At 74.1% G+C, this 20,750-nt stretch carries 18 protein-coding genes and 3 pseudogenes; 10 read left to right on the forward strand and 11 right to left on the reverse strand.

The genetic code is table 11. The features are described 5' to 3' along the window. Nucleotides 1-25: 25 nt before the first annotated feature. The gene (locus AC4IHM_RS04805; protein WP_490865836.1) at nt 26-2,170 is read right to left on the reverse strand and encodes a phage holin family protein; all 2,145 of its coding nucleotides are present in this window, start codon (nt 2,168-2,170) and stop codon (nt 26-28) included. A gap of 103 nt (nt 2,171-2,273) precedes the next feature. Continuing rightward, complete coding sequence (locus AC4IHM_RS04810; RefSeq protein WP_490865837.1) at nt 2,274-2,675, reverse strand: hypothetical protein; 402 nt, start codon at nt 2,673-2,675, stop codon at nt 2,274-2,276. A gap of 82 nt (nt 2,676-2,757) precedes the next feature. On the opposite strand from AC4IHM_RS04810, the gene AC4IHM_RS04815 reads away from it, so the two are divergent. Together AC4IHM_RS04815 and AC4IHM_RS04820 are read left to right on the forward strand one after the other, a co-directional pair. Then, a complete protein-coding gene (locus AC4IHM_RS04815) occupies nt 2,758-3,531 on the forward strand; it encodes an MBL fold metallo-hydrolase (RefSeq protein ID WP_490865838.1) in 774 nt (257 codons plus the stop codon). Further along, entirely contained in the window at nt 3,528-4,154 is a 627-nt protein-coding gene (locus AC4IHM_RS04820) for a DedA family protein (RefSeq protein WP_490865839.1), read from the forward strand. The genes AC4IHM_RS04815 and AC4IHM_RS04820 overlap by 4 nt, the downstream gene beginning before the upstream one ends. 584 nt (nt 4,155-4,738) lie before the next feature. Here AC4IHM_RS04820 and AC4IHM_RS04825 read toward each other — a convergent pair. The 4 genes from AC4IHM_RS04825 to AC4IHM_RS04840 all read right to left on the reverse strand — a co-directional run bounded on the left by AC4IHM_RS04825 (nt 4,739) and on the right by AC4IHM_RS04840 (nt 9,553). After that, the gene (locus AC4IHM_RS04825; protein WP_490865840.1) at nt 4,739-5,797 is read right to left on the reverse strand and encodes an MBL fold metallo-hydrolase; all 1,059 of its coding nucleotides are present in this window, start codon (nt 5,795-5,797) and stop codon (nt 4,739-4,741) included. Further along, nucleotides 5,794-7,008 (reverse strand): aminotransferase class I/II-fold pyridoxal phosphate-dependent enzyme, encoded by a 1,215-nt coding sequence (locus AC4IHM_RS04830; protein WP_490865841.1) that lies wholly within the window; start codon nt 7,006-7,008, stop codon nt 5,794-5,796. Before AC4IHM_RS04830 ends, AC4IHM_RS04825 begins: the two co-directional genes overlap by 4 nt. A 693-nt stretch (nt 7,009-7,701) precedes the next feature. Next, nucleotides 7,702-8,544, reverse strand: coding sequence for a hypothetical protein (locus AC4IHM_RS04835; RefSeq protein ID WP_490865842.1), 843 nt, complete (start codon nt 8,542-8,544; stop codon nt 7,702-7,704). Between the two features lie 214 nt (nt 8,545-8,758). Beyond that, complete coding sequence (locus tag AC4IHM_RS04840) at nt 8,759-9,553, reverse strand: RNA polymerase sigma factor SigF (RefSeq protein WP_490865843.1); 795 nt, start codon at nt 9,551-9,553, stop codon at nt 8,759-8,761. A gap of 313 nt (nt 9,554-9,866) precedes the next feature. On the opposite strand from AC4IHM_RS04840, the pseudogene AC4IHM_RS04845 reads away from it, so the two are divergent. Further along, nucleotides 9,867-10,761 (forward strand): annotated as a pseudogene (locus AC4IHM_RS04845) (thiamine pyrophosphate-binding protein); the annotation flags it as partial. Between the two features lie 70 nt (nt 10,762-10,831). On the opposite strand, the gene AC4IHM_RS04850 reads toward AC4IHM_RS04845, so the two are convergent. Next, on the reverse strand, nt 10,832-11,260 hold the full coding sequence (locus AC4IHM_RS04850) for a helix-turn-helix transcriptional regulator (protein ID WP_490865844.1): 429 nt from the start codon (nt 11,258-11,260) through the stop codon (nt 10,832-10,834). Between the two features lie 68 nt (nt 11,261-11,328). Further along, a pseudogene (locus AC4IHM_RS04855) lies at nt 11,329-12,167 on the reverse strand (ATP-binding cassette domain-containing protein); the annotation flags it as partial. A gap of 312 nt (nt 12,168-12,479) precedes the next feature. Here AC4IHM_RS04855 and AC4IHM_RS04860 point away from each other — a divergent pair. The 3 genes from AC4IHM_RS04860 (at nt 12,480) to AC4IHM_RS04870 (ending at nt 13,951) form a co-directional block, all read left to right on the forward strand. Then, the gene (locus tag AC4IHM_RS04860; RefSeq protein WP_490865845.1) at nt 12,480-12,887 is read left to right on the forward strand and encodes a DUF2795 domain-containing protein; all 408 of its coding nucleotides are present in this window, start codon (nt 12,480-12,482) and stop codon (nt 12,885-12,887) included. 23 nt (nt 12,888-12,910) lie between these two features. Further along, nucleotides 12,911-13,342: a CBS domain-containing protein gene (locus tag AC4IHM_RS04865; RefSeq protein WP_490865846.1), complete on the forward strand. Its 432-nt coding sequence runs from the start codon at nt 12,911-12,913 to the stop codon at nt 13,340-13,342. Between the two features lie 66 nt (nt 13,343-13,408). After that, nucleotides 13,409-13,951, forward strand: coding sequence for a type 1 glutamine amidotransferase domain-containing protein (locus AC4IHM_RS04870; protein WP_490865847.1), 543 nt, complete (start codon nt 13,409-13,411; stop codon nt 13,949-13,951). A gap of 60 nt (nt 13,952-14,011) precedes the next feature. On the opposite strand, the gene AC4IHM_RS04875 is transcribed toward AC4IHM_RS04870, so the two are convergent. Further along, on the reverse strand, nt 14,012-14,290 hold the full coding sequence (locus tag AC4IHM_RS04875; RefSeq protein WP_490865848.1) for a DUF6158 family protein: 279 nt from the start codon (nt 14,288-14,290) through the stop codon (nt 14,012-14,014). Between the two features lie 61 nt (nt 14,291-14,351). On the opposite strand from AC4IHM_RS04875, the pseudogene AC4IHM_RS04880 reads away from it, so the two are divergent. Then, nucleotides 14,352-15,474 (forward strand): annotated as a pseudogene (locus tag AC4IHM_RS04880) (baeRF2 domain-containing protein). A 25-nt stretch (nt 15,475-15,499) separates the two neighbouring features. Here the strand turns inward: AC4IHM_RS04880 and AC4IHM_RS04885 are convergent. Then, nucleotides 15,500-17,119 (reverse strand): ATP-binding cassette domain-containing protein, encoded by a 1,620-nt coding sequence (locus tag AC4IHM_RS04885; RefSeq protein ID WP_490865849.1) that lies wholly within the window; start codon nt 17,117-17,119, stop codon nt 15,500-15,502. A gap of 124 nt (nt 17,120-17,243) precedes the next feature. Between AC4IHM_RS04885 and AC4IHM_RS04890 the strand changes: the two genes are divergently transcribed. The 3 genes from AC4IHM_RS04890 to AC4IHM_RS04900 all read left to right on the forward strand — a co-directional run bounded on the left by AC4IHM_RS04890 (nt 17,244) and on the right by AC4IHM_RS04900 (nt 19,939). Further along, nucleotides 17,244-18,767: a bifunctional phosphatase PAP2/diacylglycerol kinase family protein gene (locus AC4IHM_RS04890; RefSeq protein WP_490865850.1), complete on the forward strand. Its 1,524-nt coding sequence runs from the start codon at nt 17,244-17,246 to the stop codon at nt 18,765-18,767. Nucleotides 18,768-18,892: 125 nt separating this feature from the next. Then, entirely contained in the window at nt 18,893-19,714 is an 822-nt protein-coding gene (locus tag AC4IHM_RS04895; protein ID WP_490865851.1) for a class I SAM-dependent methyltransferase, read from the forward strand. Between the two features lie 54 nt (nt 19,715-19,768). Next, nucleotides 19,769-19,939, forward strand: coding sequence for a hydrophobic protein (locus AC4IHM_RS04900; protein ID WP_490865852.1), 171 nt, complete (start codon nt 19,769-19,771; stop codon nt 19,937-19,939). Nucleotides 19,940-20,013: 74 nt separating this feature from the next. Here the strand turns inward: AC4IHM_RS04900 and AC4IHM_RS04905 are convergent, their stop codons facing one another. Beyond that, on the reverse strand, nt 20,014-20,733 hold the full coding sequence (locus AC4IHM_RS04905; protein WP_490865853.1) for a GvpL/GvpF family gas vesicle protein: 720 nt from the start codon (nt 20,731-20,733) through the stop codon (nt 20,014-20,016). Nucleotides 20,734-20,750 lie beyond the last annotated feature (17 nt).

Below are 20,750 nucleotides of genomic sequence, written 5' to 3' on the forward strand. Positions count from 1 at the left end.
GAATTTCGGTGCGGCCGGCCGGGGGTCAGGCGGTCTTGTCCGGTACGAACCCGTCCGCCACCGGAAGGGGCACGCTGTCGGCGACGCCGGGCCGGGCGTCTTCCACGGGTACCTGCGGGCCGTTCGACTCGCGCAGCCAGCGGCGCAGCACCCGGTGGACGTGTTCGGCGCCGACGATCTCCGCGTTCTCCGCGGCCGGCGCGGACAGGACCACCGGTGACAGCAGGAAGGCGCGCGACTGGGCGCCGCCGAGTCCGCCGTGGGAGCCGATCTGCTCCTCGAAGGCGAGGACCTCGCCGTCGGCCGGGTCGTGGAAGGAGTTGACCATGATGTCGGCGGTGTGCGGGAAGGAGTGTGTGCGGCGGACCGCGTCGGCGGCGCCCGGTCCGAAGGGCGCGAGCGGTCCGGGATCCTCGTCGAGCCGGTCCAGGGGCACCTCGGCGCCGCGCGCTCCGAGCACGACTCCGCCGTGCTTCTCGCTGCGGACCAGCAGGAAGCCGATGCCGGGGTGGTTGGCCAGGGTCGGCAGCAGGGCGGGGTGGCGGGCGTCGATCTCCTCCCTGGTCATCCGGTGCGGAACGTTCGGGAAGGAGACCAGGCCCAGGTTGCCGGAGGCCAGCACGATCGGCTCGGAGCGGCGGCCGGTGGGGGTGTCGGCGGGCCGCTGCTGCTCGGCGCCCTCCTCGACGGGGCGGTGCAGGGCGGCGCGTACGGCGTTGCGGGCCTCGGCGCCGCTGCGGGTGTGCCGCGCCCGGCGCGGCACGGGCAGTCCGCAGCCGGCCCGCACCAGGTCGCCGAGGGTGAGGCCGTAGCGGGTGCGGAAGGTCTCGCCGGGGCTCTGGCCGTGGTCGGACAGGAGGACGATCCGGTACTTGCGGGGGGCGTGCTCGGCGATCTTCTCGATCAGCGCGAGGGACCGGTCGAGCCGCCGGAGCACCTTCGCGGCGTCCCGGCCGCCCGGCCCGGAGTGGTGCGCCACCTCGTCGTACGCCACCAGGTCGGCGTAGACGGCGGTGCGTCCGGCGAGCATGTCGCCCATCACGGCGGAGACCACCACGTCGCGTTCGACGACGGTCGCGAAGGCGCGGACGAAGGGGTAGAGGCCGCCGCGGGAGACGCGCGGGCGGACCTTGTGGACGCGGGCGCGGGTGGACTGGCCGATCTCCCGGCACACCTCGGCGACGAAGGACATGGCGGTGCGGACGGCGTTGGCCGGGTCGGAGAAGTAGGCGAAGTAGCCGGCCCGCGACCGGGTCTCCCGGCTGCGGCGGCGGGCGGCGATGGACAGGACGAGGGCCTGTTCGTCGGCGCCGCCGCCGAAGAGGTTGCCGCGGCTGGCGCCGTCGAGGCTGAGCAGTCCGCCGTCGCCGGTGCGCCGCACGGCGCGGTTCTGGAGTTCGGCGGCGCTGGTGGGGCGGTTGCAGACCATGACCTCGCCGCTGTCCTTCTCGTACCAGCGGAAGGCGGGGACGTCGTAGTTGCTGCCGTGCAGGATGCCGAGCTGGCTGGCGCCGGTCTGGCTGGACCAGTCGGTGCGCCACAGGACGAGCCGGTGGGTCGCGCAGGCGCCGTCGCGGCCGAGCCAGCGGGCGACGGTGGGCATGGCGCCGCGGTCGACGGCGTCCACGAGCACGTCGTGGCCCACGCCGTCCAGTTGCAGGAAGACGGTGCCGGGGCCGGCCGGGCAGAGCGGGCCGGATCTGCGGCGGCGGTCGGCGAGGCGGTAGAGCCTGCGCCGGTAGGCGTCGTCGTCGCGCACGGCCAGGGCACCGCCGGTGGCGGAGGCGACGGCGGACATGACGGCGGCCACCACGACCGCGGTCTCCGGAGCGACCCCGCCGCGCCCGGCCGGGTTCACATCGATCGCGAGCAGCAGCAGACCGCCGTTGAGGAAGAAGACGAGGATCCCGAGGACGAGCGCCGGGACCAGCAGGAGCAGACGGACGAGCAGCGGCCACACCAGCGCGGACAGCACTCCGAAGGCGCCGGCGCCGAACGCGGCGGTGACGGCGATGTCGGTGGCACTGTCACCGTCGGGCGACTGGAGCCGGAAGTCCGGCAGGATGCCGGCGAGCACCAGCATGGTCACGGTGGAGACGGCCCACACCGTGACACTCCGCCCGATCTGACTGGCGACCCGGCGCCAACGGCCTCCACCCACGCTCCGCACACCTCACGTCCCGGCCCGTCGTCCGCGCGGGCCCTCCCACCCTGCCACAACGGTCGGGAGCGCCTGTTTGTCCCCCCGGGTCCGGTTCCACCCCCGGCGGCGGTCAGCGGCCGTCGTACCCGGCCGTCGGCATCGACAGTCTGCGGTGCACGCACGCCTTCATCCGGGCGTCGTAGGAGGGCTCCGCGTGCCCGACCGTCTCGACGCGGACCCCGCGCCGCGCGCACTCCGCGGTGAACTCCGCCACGGAGGACAGCGCGCTCTCCAGCACCCGGCGGCTGGGCGCCACGAACAGGTCGTGCCCCGGGCGGACGCCGTCCCACAGCGCGGCGTGGTCGGGTCGCAGACCGCGCACCAGCAGTTCCCGGGCGACGACGTAGCCGTGCTCCGCGGCCCAGCGGGCGCACATGGCGTGCTGACTGCGGGAGTCCACCAGGAAGGGATCGTCGTCCAGCCGCTCCAGCGGTGTCAGACTCGCGATCGCCGTCACCCTCACCGGCCCCATGGTGTCCCCCTCACCTCCCGTTTCGCCGCCGACCCTACTCCTGGACGTAGGCTTCGGGGAGTCGCGCGAAGGAGGCAAAGGGGTGCCGGTGGAGCTCACGTGGTGGGGTCACGCCACCTGCACGGTCGAGGACTCGGACATCCGTGTGCTCACCGATCCCCTGTTCGCCCGCAGGCTCGCCCACCTGCGCCGCAGGCGGGGCGCGGTGCCGCCGCCGGACGCCTGGCGCGCGGACGTGGCGCTGGTGTCCCATCTGCACGCCGACCATCTGCATGTGCCGTCGCTCGCGCGGCTCGCGCCGGGCACGCGCCTGCTCGTGCCCCGGGGCGCGCACGGGGCGGTGCCCGGACTGCGCCGGCTCGGGCACCTGGAGGTGACCGAGATGGCGCCCGGCGACGAGACGAGCGTCGGTGACCTGCGGATCCGGGCGGTGCCCGCGCGGCACGACGGGCGGCGGCTGCCGGTGGGACGGCACCGCTCCCCCGCGCTCGGCTTTGTCGTCGAGGGCGAGGCACGGACGTACTTCGCCGGGGACACCGGCCTGTTCGACGGCATGGAGAAGGAGGTCGGGCCGGTCGACGCGGCGCTGTTGCCGGTGGGCGGCTGGGGGCCGTACCTGGGATCCGAGCACCTGGACGCGGGGCGCGCGGCCGAGGCGCTGGCCCGGCTGGCACCGCACACGGCGGTACCGGTGCACTACGGCACGTACTGGCCCATCGGGATGGACGCCGTGCGCCCCCACGAGTTCCACACGCCGGGCGACGAGTTCGTGCGCCTGTCGGCGCTGCGCGCGCCGGGGGTGGCGGTGCACCGGCTGGGGCACGGCGAGGCCGTTCGGGTGGAGGTCGCGCGGTGAGCTGGCTGGCTGCCGTCACGACGAGCATTCCGGCCGAGCCGGCCCAGCAGGCGTTCGGCTATCCGTCGCTGTTCCTGCTGGTGCTGATCGGGGCGCTGGTGCCGGTGGTGCCGACGGGGGCGCTGGTGAGTTCGGCGGCCGTGGTGGCGATGCACCAGGCGTTGCCGTTCGCCATGCTGATGGTCTTCGCGACGGCGTCGCTGGCGGCGTTCTGCGGGGACATGGCGCTGTACTGGCTGGGCCGGCGCGGGGTCGGTTCGAAGAACGGCTCGCGCTGGCTGGAGACGATCCGGTCCCGGGCGCCCGAGGACCGGCTGGAGCAGGCGCAGGGCAAGCTCGCCGAGCACGATGTCGCGGTGCTGGTGCTGTCCCGGCTGGTGCCGGCCGGACGCATACCCGTGATGCTGGCCTGCCTGCTGGCCGCGTGGCCAATGCGCCGGTTCGCCCGGGGCAATCTGCCGGCCTGTCTGGCCTGGGCGGTGACGTACCAGCTGATCGGGATCCTGAGCGGCGCGCTGTTCAGCAAGCCGTGGGAGGGCGTGGTCGCGGCGATCGCCCTGACCGTACTCATCAGCACGGCACCCGGAGTGTGGCGCCGGGTCCGACGACCGGCGAAGGCGTAGGCCTCCGGCGGGGCGCGGGTCGGGGGGCGGCGCTGTGGCGGGCCTTGCCGGGAAGATGGCGAGTTCCGCCGGGAAAGCAGCGGGCGGCGAGACCCGCCGGACGGGCGGCACGGGTCGGATCCCGCCCAGGGGGACACCATGGCGGTGGGGCCCGCCGAGAAGGCAACACCGAAGCGAACCTCGCCGAAAAGGCAGCGCGGTGACGGTTCCCGCCGGACGGGCGGCAAGGGTCGGCTTCCGCCAGGGAGACGGCACGGCAGCGAACCCCACCGAGGAAGCAGCGGGGCGGCGAGACCCGCCGGACGGACGGCAAGAGTCGGATCCCGCCGGGAAGACACCACAGCAGCGCCCCCGGGAGAGCAGCACCGCGGCGAGACCCGCCGAGGAAGCAGCGGGGTGGCACGTCCCGCCGGACGGGCAGCAGGAGTCGGATCCCCGCGGGAAGCCTCCACGGCGGCGGACCCCGCCGGGGAGGGCGGCACGGCGGTGGACCCCGCCGGAAGGGCAGCACCGCGGCGAACCCCGTCGGACGGGCTGCGTCGTTGCGGGCCTCGGTGGGAAAGCGCGGGGAGGGGTGGGGGTGGTTATTCCAGTACGCGGGAGGCGCCGATCGGGAGGTCCCAGAGGTGTTCCCGGGGCAGGCCCGCGCTCTGCCAGGCTGCGCGTACGCGGGTGAGCGGTTCCAGTACCGGTTCGGCGGAGAGCAGGAACGTGCCCCAGTGCATCGGCGCCATCCGGCGGGCGCCGACGTCCTGGGCGGCCCGCACCGCCTCCTCCGGGTCGCAGTGCACGTCGCTGAGCCACCAGCGGGGGTCGTAGGCGCCGATGGGGAGCAGGGCCAGGTCGATGCCGGGGTAGCGGCGGCCGATGCGGGCGAACCAGTGGCCGTACCCCGTGTCGCCCGCGAAGTACACGCGCCGGCCCTCGGGGTCGGTGAGGACCCAGCCGCCCCACAGGCTGCGGCACGTGTCGGTGAGGCTGCGCTTGGACCAGTGGTGGGCCGGTACGAAGTCGAACCGGACGCCCTTCAGCTCGGTCGCCTCCCACCAGTCCAGCTCGGTGACACGGGTGAAGCGCCGGCGGTGGAACCAGCGGCCGAGCCCGGCGGGGACGAAGACCGGGGTGTCGCGCGGGAGCCTGCGCAGGGTGGGGGCGTCCAGGTGGTCGTAGTGGTTGTGGCTGATGACCACCGCGTCGACGGGGGGCAGCGCGCTCCAGGGGACGCCGACGGGGGTGACACGGGGCGGAGTGCCGAGGATGCGGCGGGACCAGACCGGGTCGGTGAGCACGGTGAGGCCGCCGGTCCGCACCACCCAGCTGGCGTGTCCCGCCCAGGTGACGGCGATGGTGCGGGCGTCCACCCGGGGCAGCGGGGCGGGGGCGTGGGGCAGCCGGGGGATGTCGGCGAGACCCGCGGGGCCGGGTCTGACCGCGCCCTCCCGGGCGAATCTGGCGAGGGCCCGCAGACCGGGCAGCGGCGCGGTCAGCCGGTCGTGGAACGCCCTCGGCCACACCCGGTGCTCGGCCGGCGGCCGGGGATCGGCGAGCGGCGGATACGCGGGGACCGCGGAGGACGAGGACGTGGCCGGCGGCGCGTCGGTGGACATCGGGGTGCTCGTGGTCGACCGGGGCTGCTGCGTCATCGAGGAGGCTCCCATCGCTGAGCGTCGCGGAGATCGTCGAAGACCGACTTCAGACCGATCAACGCGCGTTGCACGTGCGGCAGTTCCAACGGGTCGGAGGACGTCAGGCATTCCGCGCGCCGCTCGTCGGTGCCCGTGCCGAGCAGGGGGCCGGTGGCGAGCCTGACACGCAGGGCGGGCAGGTCGTCGCCGAAGCGGTGGCCGCCGGGGGCGGGCATGCCGAGCCGGGCGGTGAGGAAGTCCTCCAGTTCCTGGGCGTCGCCCACGCCCTCGGCGCCGAGGGCGTCGCGCAGCGGGCCGAGGTCGGCGTACAGGTGGCGGCCGGCCTGCGGGGGCCGGGCGGTGGCGCCCGCGGCGACGACGGTCGCGTGCGCGGCGGCGGCCACGCGCGCGTGCAGCCGTACGGCGGCCGAGCGGCGGGCGGTGACGGGCTCGGGTTCGTCGAGCGCGTACCCGGCCGCGGCGGCGACGGGGGCGGCGATGTCCGCGCCGAGGGCGGTGAGCACGTCGAGCACGCGCGCGTGCAGGCCGGTTCCGGCGGCGGAGGCGGGGAAGCGGGCGACGGCTGCGGGCCAGCCCGGCGGCAGCAGCGAACCGGCCAGGTCGGTGACGACGGTGACCTGCTCGGGCAGCATCTCGGCGGGACTGAGCAGCACGGTGGCGTGCGGGTCGTGCAGGGTGTCGCGCCAGGTCTCGTCGCTGACCAGGTGCAGTCCCTCGGCGGCGGCGGCCTCGACGGTCTCGTGCAGCAGTTCCGGCGGCGCGACGGTGCCGGTGGGGTCGTCGGCGACGGACAGCACGAGCAGCCGGGGGTCGCCGCCCTCGGCGCGGACCCGGCGGACGGTTTCCAGGAGGGCGTACGAGTCGGGGACGCCGCCGGACTCGGCCGGCGTCGGGACGTGGAAGACGGGTCTGCCCAGCAGCCGTGCGTACGGTGCCCACCAGGCGGCGCAGGGGCGCGGCACCAGGACGTCACCGCCGAGCGCGGCGGTCAGCGCGAGCAGCAGGGCGTTGGCGCCGGGCGCGGCGGCCAGGTGACCGGGCTCGGTGGGCAGGCCGCGCCGGTCCCAGTAACCGCTCGCGGCCTCCAGCAGGGCGGGCGCGCCCCCGACCGGCCCACCGTGCGCCCGCCCCGCGGCGGCGGCGAGCACGGCGACCAACTCGGGCAGCACCGGCAGCCCGTCACCGGGAAGCAACGGCCCGTAACGCACGGGACCGTGTCCTACGGGATCACGCCCCGGGGAGGGCCGCCCTTCGGGACCAAGTCGCGGGGAGCCCTGCCCTGCGGGACCCGGCCCCGGAGGGCCCTGCCTTGCGGGACCTCGCTCCGGAGGGCCCTGCCTCACGGACACCTGACCCACGGGACCCTGCCCAACGGGCCCCTCACCGGGAGAACCGCGCCCTGCGGAGGTCCGCCCCGCAGAACCATCCCCAGCAGGACCCACCCCGGGAGAACCACGCCCCACGGGACTTCGCTCGGAAGAGCCGTAGCCCCCGGGACCCTGCGCCGCGGCATCACTCCCAACAGGACCCACCCCCGCCGAACCGCACCCCACGGGGGCCTGCCCCACACAACCGTCCCCAACAGAACCCGTGCCCGAAGAGCCGCGCCCCGCGGAACCCTGCACCGCAGAGCCGTGCACCACAGAGCCGCGTCCCGCGGAACCCTGCGTCGCAGAGCCGCAGCCCCCGAACCCCTGCCCTACAGGCCCCGCCCCGGGATGGCCGCGGTCCACGGACCCCGCGGAGCCGAGGCCCGCGGAGGTGTGGTCTTCGGGGTCCGTGCGTCGCATGCGTACCTCCGCGCGGTCCGTGGTGTCGTGCTCGCCGTCGGTCCGGGTGCCCCTGCCCCGGTCCTTGATCCCAGTACCCACCGTGGCGCCCCGCCATGGCTCCGGACCGGGTCAGCGCTCCCCGTCCGCCCCGCGCAGCCGCAGCCGCAGCCGGTGCGCGGCCGCGCCGCACGCGCCCGCGATGAGGACACCGCCGGCGACCAGGGCGGGCACCGAGTCGCTGAAGGCTCCGCCCGTACCGGCCCGCACCCCGTGCTCCGCCGTCGCACCGTCGCAGGGCTTCCCGTGCCCGGCGGGCTCGGGGCAGGGCGGCTTGCTCGGGCAGGACGTACCGTGCGGGTCGGCGTGTTCGGGGCACGCGGGCTTGGTGGCGCAGGAGGAACCGCGTCCCTGGCTCCCGCCGCGCTCCTTGCACGCCGGCTCGTGGGCGGCGCAGGGCTCACCCGGCGCGGCGGGCTCGGGACACGAGGGTTTGGCGGTGCCGCCTCCCCCTGGCCCGGTCATCGTCGCGCTCCACCGGTCGCCCTCCTCGCCGGAGGCGGTCGGACAGGCGCCGTCGACGCTCCAGTCCTCCCCGGCGCCCTCCGTGTCCGGGTCGTCCTCGAATTCCTCGGCGGCGGCTATCCGGGCGGTTCCCCGGTACGTCCCCGCGTCGCCCGTCACCCTGCGCAGCACGACGGTGCCCTTGTCGAAGGCCGGTGAGGTGGCGTCGAGCGTCGCGGGCGCGGAACCGTCGGCCGGGTCGCAGGAGACCGAGACGGTGACGGTGCCGCCCGGAACGACATCGGCCGGGCTCACCTCGGCGGCGGGTCCGGCGGCAGACGGCGGCGCGGGCTCCCCGGCACCTGCGGGCGGCGGAGGTACGCCCGGGTCGGCCGCGCCGGGGCCCGCGAAGACGCCGAGGGCGGCGCCGGCCAGAACGGCGACGGACAGGACGTGGGCGGTGCGGCGCATGGGGCGGGCTCCTTCGAGCGACGGCTGCGGGGGCACGGCACTCGCGCCCCTCGGCCATCACAGCCCGCCCGGCACGGGCACGCGCGCCACCGTGCGCCGTTCGCAGGAACGCGCCGCCCGAGCGGGTGAGCCCCGGTTTCCGCCCCGCTCCCCCGGACTTGAGTCCGCAGAACCCCCACTCACGGGCCCTGGGCCCGCGAAGCAGGACGCCCCCTCAACCCCCCGCGTCCCGCAACACCTGCTCCCGCACCTGGTTGCAGCACCGGCTGATCAGGCGGGAGACGTGCATCTGGGAGATGCCGAGTTGTTCGGCGATGTTGCTCTGGGTCATGTCGTCGAAGAAGCGCATGTAGAGGATGGCGCGTTCCCGTGCGGGCAGCGCGGCCAGGCGGTCCTTGACGGCCTCCCGGTCGACGACGGTGTCGAGCGCCGGGTCGGTGGCGCCGAGGGCGTCGCCGAGCGAGTAGCCGTCCTCGCTGCCGGGGAGTTCGGCGTCCAGGGACAGGGCCGTGAAGCTCTCCAGGGCCTCCAGCCCCACCCGGACGTCCTCCTCGCTCAGGTCGGCGTGCTCGGCGATCTCGGCGACGGTGGGCCGGCGGCCCGGGATGGTCTGGGACAGGTCCTGGCCTGCGAAGCGCACGCGATTGCGCAGTTCCTGGACCCGGCGCGGCACGTGCAGGGTCCACATGTGGTCGCGGAAGTGGCGCTTGACCTCGCCGGTGATGGTCGGCACGGCGTAGCTCTCGAAGGCGTTGCCGCGCTCGGGGTCGTACCGGTCGACGGCCTTGACCAGGCCGAGGGCGGCGACCTGGCGCAGGTCCTCGTAGCTCTCGCCGCGGCTGCGGAAACGTCCCGCGAGCCGTTCGGCCATGGGCAGCCAGGCCTCGACGATCCGGTCGCGGACCGCGTCGCGTTCCGGGCCGTCGGCGAGGGTGGCCAGCCGGCGGAAGGCGTCGGCGGTGTCGGGGGCGTCGTCGTGCGGGTGCTTCACACTGGCGTGGATCGGCATGGTGCGTCGCAACTCCCTCGGAGTGCGGGATCCTGTCGTCGCACCGGGCGGCAACCCGGCGAACGCGGCCGGTCACGGACGGCGGCCGGGGCTCCGTGGAACCTCCGGCGCGCGAGGGGCACCGCCGGTACGACGACACGGCCCTGGGTTCGGGCGGTCACCGTGGGAGGGCGTCCAGCCCGGACGGACGCATCCGTGGCGGCACGGCGCCGCTCCCACGGACGTGCCTCCTGTCCGAAGCACTGCATTGCACCTGCCCCCTGCTCCCCACGGTAAACACCCGCGTGTTTTCCCGCCGGTCCGTGGTGACCGCCACCCGGGCGACGGCATCAACGGGCCGCTCGCCGCCTGGGGCCGCACCGACGACCACCCGCGTCTCGTGCAGTCGCGGCACGAGGAGATGTCCGCGTTCCAGGCCGTCGGGTACGCCAGGTTCAGCGGCCGGCTCGGCGTGTGCGCCGCGACCTCGGGGCCCGGCGCGATCCACCTGCTCAACGGGCTGTACGACGCCAAGCTCGACCACGTCCCGGTGCCGGCGATCGTCGGGCAGACCCACCGGAGCGCGATGGGCGGCTCGTACCAGCAGGAGGTGGACCTGCATTCGCCGTACAAGGACGTGGCCTCCGAGTTCGTGGAGACGGTGACGGTCCCGGAGCAGTTGCCCCGGCGACGTGCAGGAGCTCGAATACTCGCCGCCCACGCACGGGTTCAAGATGGTGCCGGAGGTGCTCAACTCGGGTGACAAGGCGGCGATCTTGGTCGGTCAGGGCGCGTGCGTCGTACGAGCTGATGCGGGACTGCGACACCCTGCCGACCATCGGGTCGTCGTTCCCCTACTCGCAGTTCCTGCCGGAGTTCGGCAGGGCGCGGGGTGTGCAGATCGACATCGACCCGCACATGATCGGGATGCGCCACCCGTACGAGGTGACTCTCCTATGGAGGGCGCGCCGTCCTTCCTGCCCTCGCAGTCGCTCCCGGACGTGCGCTACGCCGACTTCGCCCGCTCGCTGGGCCTGACCGGGATCCGGGTGGAGAAGCCGCAGGAGGTCGAGCCGGCCTGGCGGGCGGGGCTCGCGGCGGAGGGTCCCGCGGTGCTGAAGGGCGACGCGGACCGGGGGTCCGTGGTCAGGCGGGGTCTCGAGGCGGAGATGCAGGAGTTCCTGCCGGGCCGGGGAAGGGACCGGGGAGGGGACCGGGAGAGGGAATAGCGGTGCTCGAAGGTGGCGCCGATGTCGTCGACGGCGATGAGGCACCGCGAGAGCGTGATGTCCGTGTCCGTCACGCCACGGGCGGCGGCGTGGGTCCGGCCTCTCCGTTCCTGACCGGCCTGGTGTGGATCTTGGCGACGCAGGCCGGGATGGCGGCGCCCGCCGCGTGGTCGCGTTCGCGGTACGCGCTCGGGCTCTCGCCGACCAGTTCGGTGAACCGCGAGCTGAAGGATCCCAGCGAGGTGCAGCCGACCGCGAAGCAGACCTCGGTGACGGTCAGGTCGCCCCTTCGCAGCAGCGCCTTGGCGCGCTCGATCCGGCGCGTCATCAGATAGCTGTACGGCGTCTCCCCGTAGGCGGCGCGGAAGCTGCGGGAGAAGTGGCCCGCCGACATGTGGGCGACGCGCGCCAGCGCCGGGACGTCGAGCGGCTCGGCGTACTCGCGGTCCATCAGGTCGCGGACCCGGCGCAGCCGGGCCAGGTCCTCAAGCGTCGTCACCCCGTCACGATCCCACAGCGCCGGGCCCGCCCGGTACCGGTGGCGGCGCCGTGGGAGCCGGGCCGCGCTCAGGCGCCGGCGTACGCCGCGAGGTGCTCGCCGGTCGGGGTGGAGCGGTCGGCGACGAGGTCGGCCGGGGTGCCCTCGAAGACGACGCGGCCACCGTCGTATCCCGCGCCGGGGCCGAGGTCGATGATCCAGTCGGCGTGTGCCATGACGGCCTGGTGGTGCTCGACGACGATGACGGACTTGCCGGCGTCGACGAGGCGGTCGAGCAGGCCGAGCAACTGCTCGACATCGGCGAGGTGCAGGCCGGTGGTGGGCTCGTCGAGTACGTACACGCCGCCCTTCTCCCCCAGGTGGGTGGCCAGCTTGAGCCGCTGCCGTTCGCCGCCGGAGAGTGTGGTGAGCGGCCGGCCGAGGGTGAGGTAGCCGAGGCCGACTTCGGTGCGCCGCTGGAGAATCCTGTGCGCGGCCGGAGTGCGTGCCTCGCCGCCGGCGAAGAACTCCTCGGCCTGGGCGACCGGCATCGCGAGCACCTCGCTGATGTCCCGGCCGCCGAAGCGGTACTCCAGGACCGCGGGCTGGAACCGCTTGCCCTCGCAGTCCTCGCTGGGGATGGCGACGCCGGCCATCACGGCCAGGTCGGTGTAGACGACACCGGCGCCGCCGCAGGTGGGGCAGGCGCCCTCGGAGTTGGCGCTGAACAGGGCCGGCTTCACGCCGTTGGCCTTGGCGAAGGCCTTGCGGATCGGGTCGAGCAGCCCGGTGTACGTCGCCGGGTTGCTGCGGCGCGAGCCCTTGATGGGGCTCTGAACACCAGGGAACTCTTGCCCGAGCCGGAGACACCGGTGAAGACCGTCAGCCGGCGCTTGGGGATCTCGATGCCGATGTCCTTGAGGTTGTTCTCGCGGGCGCCGTGCACGCGGATCAAGTCGTGGCCGTCGGCGGCGTGGGGCTCGGACGCCCGCCGGTCCCCCCTCTTGGCGCTGCTCATCGTCTCTCCATCCGGCCGGGTGCTCGGGTGCGGGGTGATGTCCCTGGTCACGACACGCTGGACCGCGCGTGGCGACCCGGGCTTCTCGATTACTGATCGGTCCGGCCGGCTTGTACCGCGCCGGCCCGTCCCGAAAAAACGGAACAGACCCATTCGGGTGAATCCGTGTCGGTCCGCGGTGTCCGGGTACGCGGTCGGCACCCCGAAGGTCTGGAGGGAGACATGCAGCGAGGCAGCGACCGGATGAGTGTCCACCGCGACGACGAGATGAAGCATGAACTGCAGGGTCTGCTCCGGTCCGGGCACTCCACCCGCACCGAGGAGTGGAACGACCCGGAACCGGCCGCCGAGGACGATCCGGATGTCGCCCAAGGACCGGTGACGCCGGGCCGCGGACCGACGTACATGGAGACTCTCCGGCTCGAACTGGCCCGGAACCTGACCCGGGGCGCCTTCCCCGCGGGTCCGCGTGAGCTGACCCGCGCACTGCGCCGCGGCAACGCGCCGGACGCCCTCGTCGAGGGACTGGACCGGCTGCCGAACAAGGCGCGCTACGACAACGTCCAGGAACTCGCGGTGGCCCTGAGCGAGGACGGCGGGTCGGGACCGGCCGAGCCGCAGGGCGCGTAGCCGCAGGGAAGGACGGGACCTCGATGGCCGAGTACGTGAGGGACGTGATGACCCCGGGTGTGGCCGCCGTCCGGCCGGGGGCCTCTCTTGTCGAGGCGGCGCAGATGATGCGGACGCAGAACATCGGCGACGTGGTGGTCGCGGACGGGCAGGACGTGGTGGGGCTGCTCACCGACCGTGACATCACGGTGCGGGCGGTGGCCCAGGGGCTGGACCCGATGGCCGTGAGTGTCGAGGCGGTCTGCAGCCACGAACCGCTGCTGGTCTCCCCGCACGATCCGGTGACGGACGTGGTGGCGCTGATGCGCGAGCACGCGGTGCGCCGGGTGCCGGTCGTGGAGGACGGACTGCCGGTCGGGCTGGTGAGCCTCGGCGATCTGGCCGAGGCCCAGGACCCCTCTTCGGCGCTGGCCGACATCAGCCGCGCGGAACCGGATACCCGGGACGGCGGCTGAGCCGAACGACACACGCGCGCCGGGCGGCGACACCGGCCGGCGCGCCAGGAAAGGAATCCGATCCTCATGCGCATCGCATTTCTGACCGCGCCCGAGGGCGTGGAACAGGTCGAGCTGACCGAGCCCTGGAAGGCGGCGAAGGACGCGGGCCACGAACCCGTGCTCGTCTCCACCTCCTCCGGGCGGGTCCAGGGCTTCGACCACCTCGACAGGGCGGACACGTTCCCGGTGGACGAGGTGGTCGGTGACACCTCGGCCGACTCGTTCGACGGGCTGGTCCTGCCCGGGGGCGTGGCCAATCCCGACTACCTGCGCACCGACGGGAAGGCCGTGGCGTTCGTCGGGGACTTCTTCGCGCAGGGCCGGCCGGTGGCCGCCATCTGTCACGCGCCGTGGACGCTCATCGAGGCGGACGTGGTACGCGACCGGGTGGTGACCTCCTGGCCCAGCCTGCGGACCGATCTGCGCAACGCCGGCGCCACCTGGGTGGACGAACAGGTGAAGGTCTGCGACCACGGCGACAACGTCCTGATCACCAGCCGCAAGCCGGACGACCTCAAGGCGTTCTGCGAGACCTTCCTCGCGGAATTCGCCGAGGCCGGCCGCTGAGCCGCGGCCCGCGCGTGCCCGCCGGGCCGCGCGGGTCGTCCGGGCAGGACGCCACGCCCGTCAGGTGCCGGGCGTGGCGTCCTGCCCGGAGCCGCGTTCCCGGGCACCCGCGCGGGTGCGGCCCGCGGTGACACTGCGCCGCGGATTGCGGCGCAGCCACTCGCCCTCGAGCCGCGCCATGCGGTCGTTGTGGGCCCGCAGGGCGTCGTTCGACCCGTGCAGGAGGGTGTCGTGGCGCGTGCGGTGGATGGTCTCCAGCTCCTTCATGAGCTGTTGGTCGTCCAGGCGGCCCGGGTCCACTCCGGTCATGGTGTCGTCCCGCCTCTCGTGTTCGTTCATGCGGTCCGGGTACCCGCCCCCGGAGCACTACCACCCCCGAGCGGCACCCCGGGAGCAAGCCATGGATCTCGCGTTTCTGCATCCTCTCTACGAACATCAGGGGCCCTGGGCCTCCGTCTACCTCGATCTCTCCCGGAACACGGAGGACACCCCCCACGAACGTGAGCTGACGGCCGCCGCGGTGGCCCGGGAGCTGGCGGAGCAGGGCGCGGACGACGCGACCTGCCGGGCCGTGCGGGAGGCGGTGGAGGCGCTGCGCCACGCCACCGACCCGCACGGCCGGGCGCTGTTCGCGTGTGCCGGTCGGGTGGTCCTCGATCCGCCGCTGGCCCGCCCCCCGTACGGCGGGACCACCGCCGACTGGGCCCCGCTGCCGCATGTCTCGCCGCTGCTGGAGCTGGCCGGGGAGGATCCGGTGTGCGTGGTGGCGTACGTCGACCGCAAGGGCGCCGACTTCGAGCTGCGCAGCGCGCTGGGCAGCTCGGACGCGGGTGGTGTGACCGGCCGGCAGTGGCCGATGCACCGCACGAGCAGCGCCGACTGGTCGGCGCGCCACTTCCAGTTGCGGGTGGAGAACACCTGGGAGCACAACGCGGCCGAGATCGCGGACGCGCTCGCGGTGTGCCGAGCAGGAGACGGGCGCCGATCTGCTGATCCTGGTGGGTGACGACCGGGAGCGGCGGTCCGTGCACGAGCGGCTGCCCAAGCGGCTCCAGGAGCGGATCGCCGAGTCCTCGCGCGGCGCGGGCAGCCGGCTGCTGGACGACGAGGTGGAGCGGCTGCGCGACGACCATGTGCGCGCGTGCGCGCGCAACGACCTGGACCGGTTCCTGGCCGCCCGCTCCGCGGACGACGAGGGCCGGGCGGGCGCGGCCGAGGGGGTGCCCGCGCTGGTCGAGGCCGCCCGGGAGCACCGTATCGACGAGCTGCTGATCATCCCGGACGGTCCCGACACCCACCGCGAGGTGTGGATCGGCGAGGACGCCGACCAGCTGGCGGTGCGCCGTACGGAGCTGAAGACGCTCGGCGAGCAGAACTCCTGGTCGGCACGGGCGGACGACGCCCTGCTGCGTTCGGCGGTGATGACCGACGCCCCGGCGGTCTCGGTGACGCCGGCGCTGCCCTCGGAGGCCGCCGACAAGGCGCCGGTGGGCGGTCTGGGGGCGCTGCTGCGCTGGAGGTGACGCGCCTGTGCCGGTCCTCCGTCCCCTAGCGGGCCCGCTCCACCCGCCGTTCGTCCCAGACCGGCTCCGGACTCTCGCGGACGCGTCCGTCGCTGCCGAAGACGAGGTAGCGGTCGAAGGAGCGGGCGAACCAGCGGTCGTGGGTGACCGCGACGACGGTGCCCTCGAAGCCCTCCAGGCCTTCCTGGAGGGCTTCGGCCGATTCCAGGTCGAGGTTGTCGGTCGGCTCGTCGAGCAGCAGGGCGGTGACGCCCCGGAGTTCCAGCAACAGGATCTGGAAGCGGGCCTGCTGGCCGCCGGAGAGCCGGTCGAAGGGCTGCTCGGCCTGCTGGGTCAGCTCGTAGCGGCGCAGTCGGGACATGGCGGCGCCCCGGTCCTGGGAGTGCTCGGTCCACAGGATGTCCAGGAGCGCGCGGCCCAGGAGTTCGGGGTGGGCGTGGGTCTGCGCGAAGTGTCCGGGCACCACGCGCGCGCCGAGTTTCCAGTTCCCGGTGTGCGTCACGTCGTCACCGGCGAGCAGCCGCAGGAAGTGCGACTTGCCGGAGCCGTTGGAGCCGAGGACCGCGACCCGTTCGCCGTAGAAGACCTCCAGGTCGAAGGGTTTCATCAGGCCGGTCAGTTCCAGTTGTTGGCAGGTGACGGCGCGGACGCCGGTGCGGCCTCCCTTCAGGCGCATCCTGATGTCCTGCTCGCGCGGCGGCTCGGGCGGCGGTCCGGCCTCCTCGAACTTGCGCAGGCGGGTCTGGGCGGCGGCGTAGCGGGAGGCCATGTCGTGCGAGACGGCGGCGGCCTGACGCAGCGTCAGTACCAGCTTCCGCAACTGCGCGTGCTTCTCGTCCCAGCGGCGGCGCAGCTCCTCGAAGCGGGCGAAGCGCTCCCGCCGGGCCGTGTGGAAGGTGGCGAAGCCGGCGCCGTGCACCCAGGCGTCGGCGCCCGCGGGGCCGGGCTCCAGGGAGACGATCTTCTGGGCGGCGCGGGCCAGGAGTTCCCGGTCGTGGGAGACGAACAGCACGGTCTTGCGGGTCTCGGCGAGCCGCTCCTCCAGCCAGCGCTTGCCGGGCACGTCGAGGTAGTTGTCCGGCTCGTCGAGCAGCAGCACCTCGTCGGGGCCGCGCAGCAGCGCCTCCAGGACGAGGCGTTTCTGCTCACCGCCGGACAGGGTGCCCACCTGCCGCCACTGGGCGCGCTCGTAGGGGACGCCGAGCGCGGCCGTGGTGCAGATGTCCCACAGGGTCTCGGCCTCGTAGCCCTGCGCCTCGGCCCAGTCGGCGAGGGCCTGCGCATAGCGCATCTGGGCGGCCTCGTCGTCGACGGTCATGATCGCGTGCTCGGCGGTGTCGACGGCGCGCGCGGCCTCACGGATCCGGGGCGGCGCCACGGACACGAGCAGGTCGCGCACAGTCGTCTCGTCCCGGACCGAGCCCACGAACTGGCGCATCACCCCGAGGCCGCCGCCGACGGTGACGGTCCCGCCGTGCGGTCTCAGCTCACCGGCCAGCAGGCGGAGCAGGGTGGTCTTGCCCGCGCCGTTCGGTCCGACGAGGGCCACGACGGCGCCCTCCCCCACCCGGAAGGAGGCGTCGCCGAGCAGCGCCCTCCCGTCGGGGAGGTAGTACTCCAGGTGCGCGGCTTCGAGATGACCCATGGGACCGGATTCTCCTGCTCGGCACGCGCCCCGGGCAAACCCTTTGTCCCCCGCCGCCGACGGTGCGCCCGCACACACGGCGCGCCGCCCGCAGGAAACGGCGCCCGCCGGGTAGGCGGAAGCCATGAGCCCCGACGTAGACCTCACCGCCCCGACGCCCGGCCCGCATCCTGTCCGCGACGGTTTCCTGCGACTCGACCAGCGTGTGTTCGAGGCCGTCGCCGCCCGTACCTGGCCCGGCGCCGATCCGCTGCTGCCCCGGTTGAGCCGCGGCGCCAACCACGGTGTGCTGTGGTTCGCGGCGGGCGCCGCGCTGGCCGCGTCCCGCACGCCGAGGGCGCGGCGGGCCGCCGTGCGCGGTCTCGCCTCGCTGGGTCTGGCCTCGCTGACGATCAACACCCTGGGCAAGCGCTCGGTCCGCCGTCCCCGTCCCGCCCTCGACCCGGTGCCGCTGATCCGGCGGCTGAAGCGACAGCCGATCACCACGTCCTTCCCCTCGGGGCATGCCGCGTCGGCCGCCGCGTTCGCGACCGGTGTGGCGCTGGAGTCCCCGGCGTGGGGCGCGGCGGTGGCCCCGGTGGCCGCCGCGGTCGTCCTCTCCCGGGTCTACACGGGCGTCCACTTCCCGAGCGACGTGCTGGCCGGTGCGGCGCTCGGGGCGGGGGCCGCGTTCGCCGTGCGGGGCATGGTGCCGACGCGCGCCCAGCTCACCCCGCCGGCCCGGCCGCGCGCCGACGTGCCCGCGCTGCCCGGGGGCGAGGGGCTCGTCATGGTGGCCAACATCGGCTCGGGCACCTCGGACCGGGTGCGGGCGCTGTGCGACGCGCTGCCCGCGGCCGAGGTCGTCGAGTGCGAGCCGGCCGAGGTCCGCGCGGAACTGGAGAAGGCCGCGGACCACGCCCGGGTGCTCGGCGTGTGCGGCGGCGACGGCACCGTGAACGCCGGGGCCGAGACAGCGCTCCGCCACGGGCTCCCGCTCGCGGTACTGCCCGGCGGCACGCTCAACCACTTCGCCTACGACCTGGGCGTGGAGGACGTACGGGATCTGTGCGGGGCACTGGAGCGTGGCGAGGGGGTGCGGGTGGACGTGGGCCGGTTCGCCTCCGGCGGGCGGCACGGCGTCTTCCTGAACACCTTCAGCCTGGGGGTGTACCCGGAGCTGGTGCGCGAGCGGGAGCGCTGGTCGTCCCGGATCGGCGGGTGGCCGGCCGGGGTGGTGGCCGCCGTGCGGGTGCTGCGCGCCGACCGGCATCCGCTGGAGGCCGAGGTCGGGGGCCGCCGGCGCCCGCTGTGGATGCTGTTCGCGGGCAACGGCACGTACCACCGCAGGGGCCTCGCCTCGGGCCGCCGGCTCGACCTGGCGGACGGGCAGTTGGACGTGCGGGTGGTGCACGGTGGCCGCCGGCCGGCCCTGCGGCTGCTGTCCGCGGCCCTCGCGGGTCCCCTGACCCGCTCCCCCGCCCACGCGGCGGTGCAGGTGCCCCGGCTGCGTCTGTCGGGTGTCGCGCCGGGGACGCTGATGGCCTACGACGGCGAACTGACCGAGACCGAGGGCGATCTGACGCTGGAGAAGCTGCCCGAGGCGCTCACGGTCTACCGGCCGCTGCCCGGTGACGGTCTGCTCCCCGCGCGCCTGTCGAAACCCTGAACCGACAGCCCGTCAGTCCGCATCTTGAAACGCGAGTCTCACGATACGGCGGTCGAGCGTACGGTGATCCCACGGTCGGGAGCCGTCGGGAACTGCCGGGAACTTGTCGGGAGAGGGAATCCACCATGCCGAAGCCGCGTGAGACCGCCGTCTACACCCACGGGCACCACGAGTCCGTACTCCGCTCGCACACCTGGCGCACCGCCGCCAACTCCGCCGCCTACCTGCTCGACTCCCTGCGGCCCGACATGCGGATCCTGGACATCGGCTGCGGTCCCGGCACCATCACCGCCGACCTGGCCGAACTGGTCCCCGACGGCCATGTCACCGGCGTGGACCGGGCGCCGGAGATCGTGGAGCGGGCCCGCGCGGCGGCGGCCGGACGCGGGCTTGGCAACACCGACTTCGCGGTCGCGGACGTGCACGCGCTGGACTTCCCCGACGACACGTTCTGCATGGTCCACGCCCACCAGGTGCTCCAGCACGTGGGCGACCCCGTGCAGGCGCTGCGCGAGATGAGTCGGGTCGCGCGGCCGGGCGGGATCGTCGCCGTCCGGGACGCGGACTACGGCGCCATGACCTGGTACCCCGCCTCCCCGGGGCTGGACGACTGGCTGGACCTGTACCGCCGGGTGGCCCGCGCCAACGGCGGTGAGCCGGACGCCGGACGCCGGCTGAAGGCCTGGGCGCTGGAGGCGGGGTTCACCGACATCACGGCAACCTCCGCCACCTGGACCTTCGCCGCCCCCGAGGAGCGGGAGTGGTGGAGCGGCCTGTGGGCCGACCGCACCCTCGCCCCGTCGTACGCCGAGCGCGCCACCGGGGGCGGCCATGCGACGCAGGAGCGGCTGCGGGCCGTCTCGGCGGCCTGGCGGGAGTGGGGGAAGCGGCCGGAGAGCTGGTTCGGCGTCCTGCACGGAGAGATTCTCTGCCGAAAGGATGCCTGAAGGACGCCTGTTCCGCGGATTCCGGGCAACCAGTACGTCAGGAGGTTCTACATTATGGTTCCGCTTTTGCTCGTACTGCTTCTCGCAATCATCCTTTTCGGCGCGGGATTCGCCGTGAAGATTCTGTGGTGGATCGCTCTGGTGGTCCTGGTCCTGTGGGTGCTTGGATTCCTGGCCCGCGGGACGACGGCCGGTGGCGGCAGGGGCCGCTGGTACAGGTGGTGAACCGCAGACGGTGACCGCGGGCGGGGTACCTCCCGCGGTTGACCGGCGGCGACGAGGCCGCTGCCCCGGGAGGCTCACTCCCGGGGCAGCGGCGGCTCTTCGGCGCCCGCCGTTTCCCCGCCCGCGAAGGAATAGGCGGCCCAGGGTCCGGTGAGTTCCACGCGAATTCCCGGGGCGTCGCCCTTCGCGCGGTCCACGATTTCCACGAATTCCTCGGAGGCGTCGCGCCGCACCAAATAGGCGGCATTGAACACGTTCCGTCCGGTGGCACCGGAAAGGCGGGGATTTCGCGGGGCGCGCGGTCGCGCGTCGTCCGCGCGTGAGGACAGCCTCGTGTGCAGGCCCGTCGCGAACTTCTCGGCCCCGGTCCGCGGGTCCTCGCCGGCCTGCTCGGGCTCCGTCCCGGCGTACACCTCGACGCCCCACTCCACGCGGCCCTCCAACCGGTCGAGCGTGCGCCGCAAGGACGCGCCGCGCTCCTCCATCATCTGGCGTACGCCGCTGTCGTCCCGGAAGACGGTGGCCGGCCGCAGCGGCAGCGGGCTGGTGACGGCGGTGAGCGCGTCGACGACCCGCCGATGCGCGCGGGTGATGCCGGCCGGCCAGCGGGGGTCCTCCAGATGGGCGCGCAGCGCCTCCTCGCAGAAGTTGTCCTCGGGCACATGGCTGACGACGGCGACCAGATCGCCGTGGGCCAGCATCCGGGGCGGGTCGCCCGCCACCCCCGCGAGCTGCATCTGAAGGGCCGCGTCGAAGGGGCGGCAGACGGCGTAGACGTACCGCAGTCCGGTCACAATGCCTCCCTCCGTAC

Source organism: Streptomyces sp. SL06 (genome assembly GCF_058244745.1).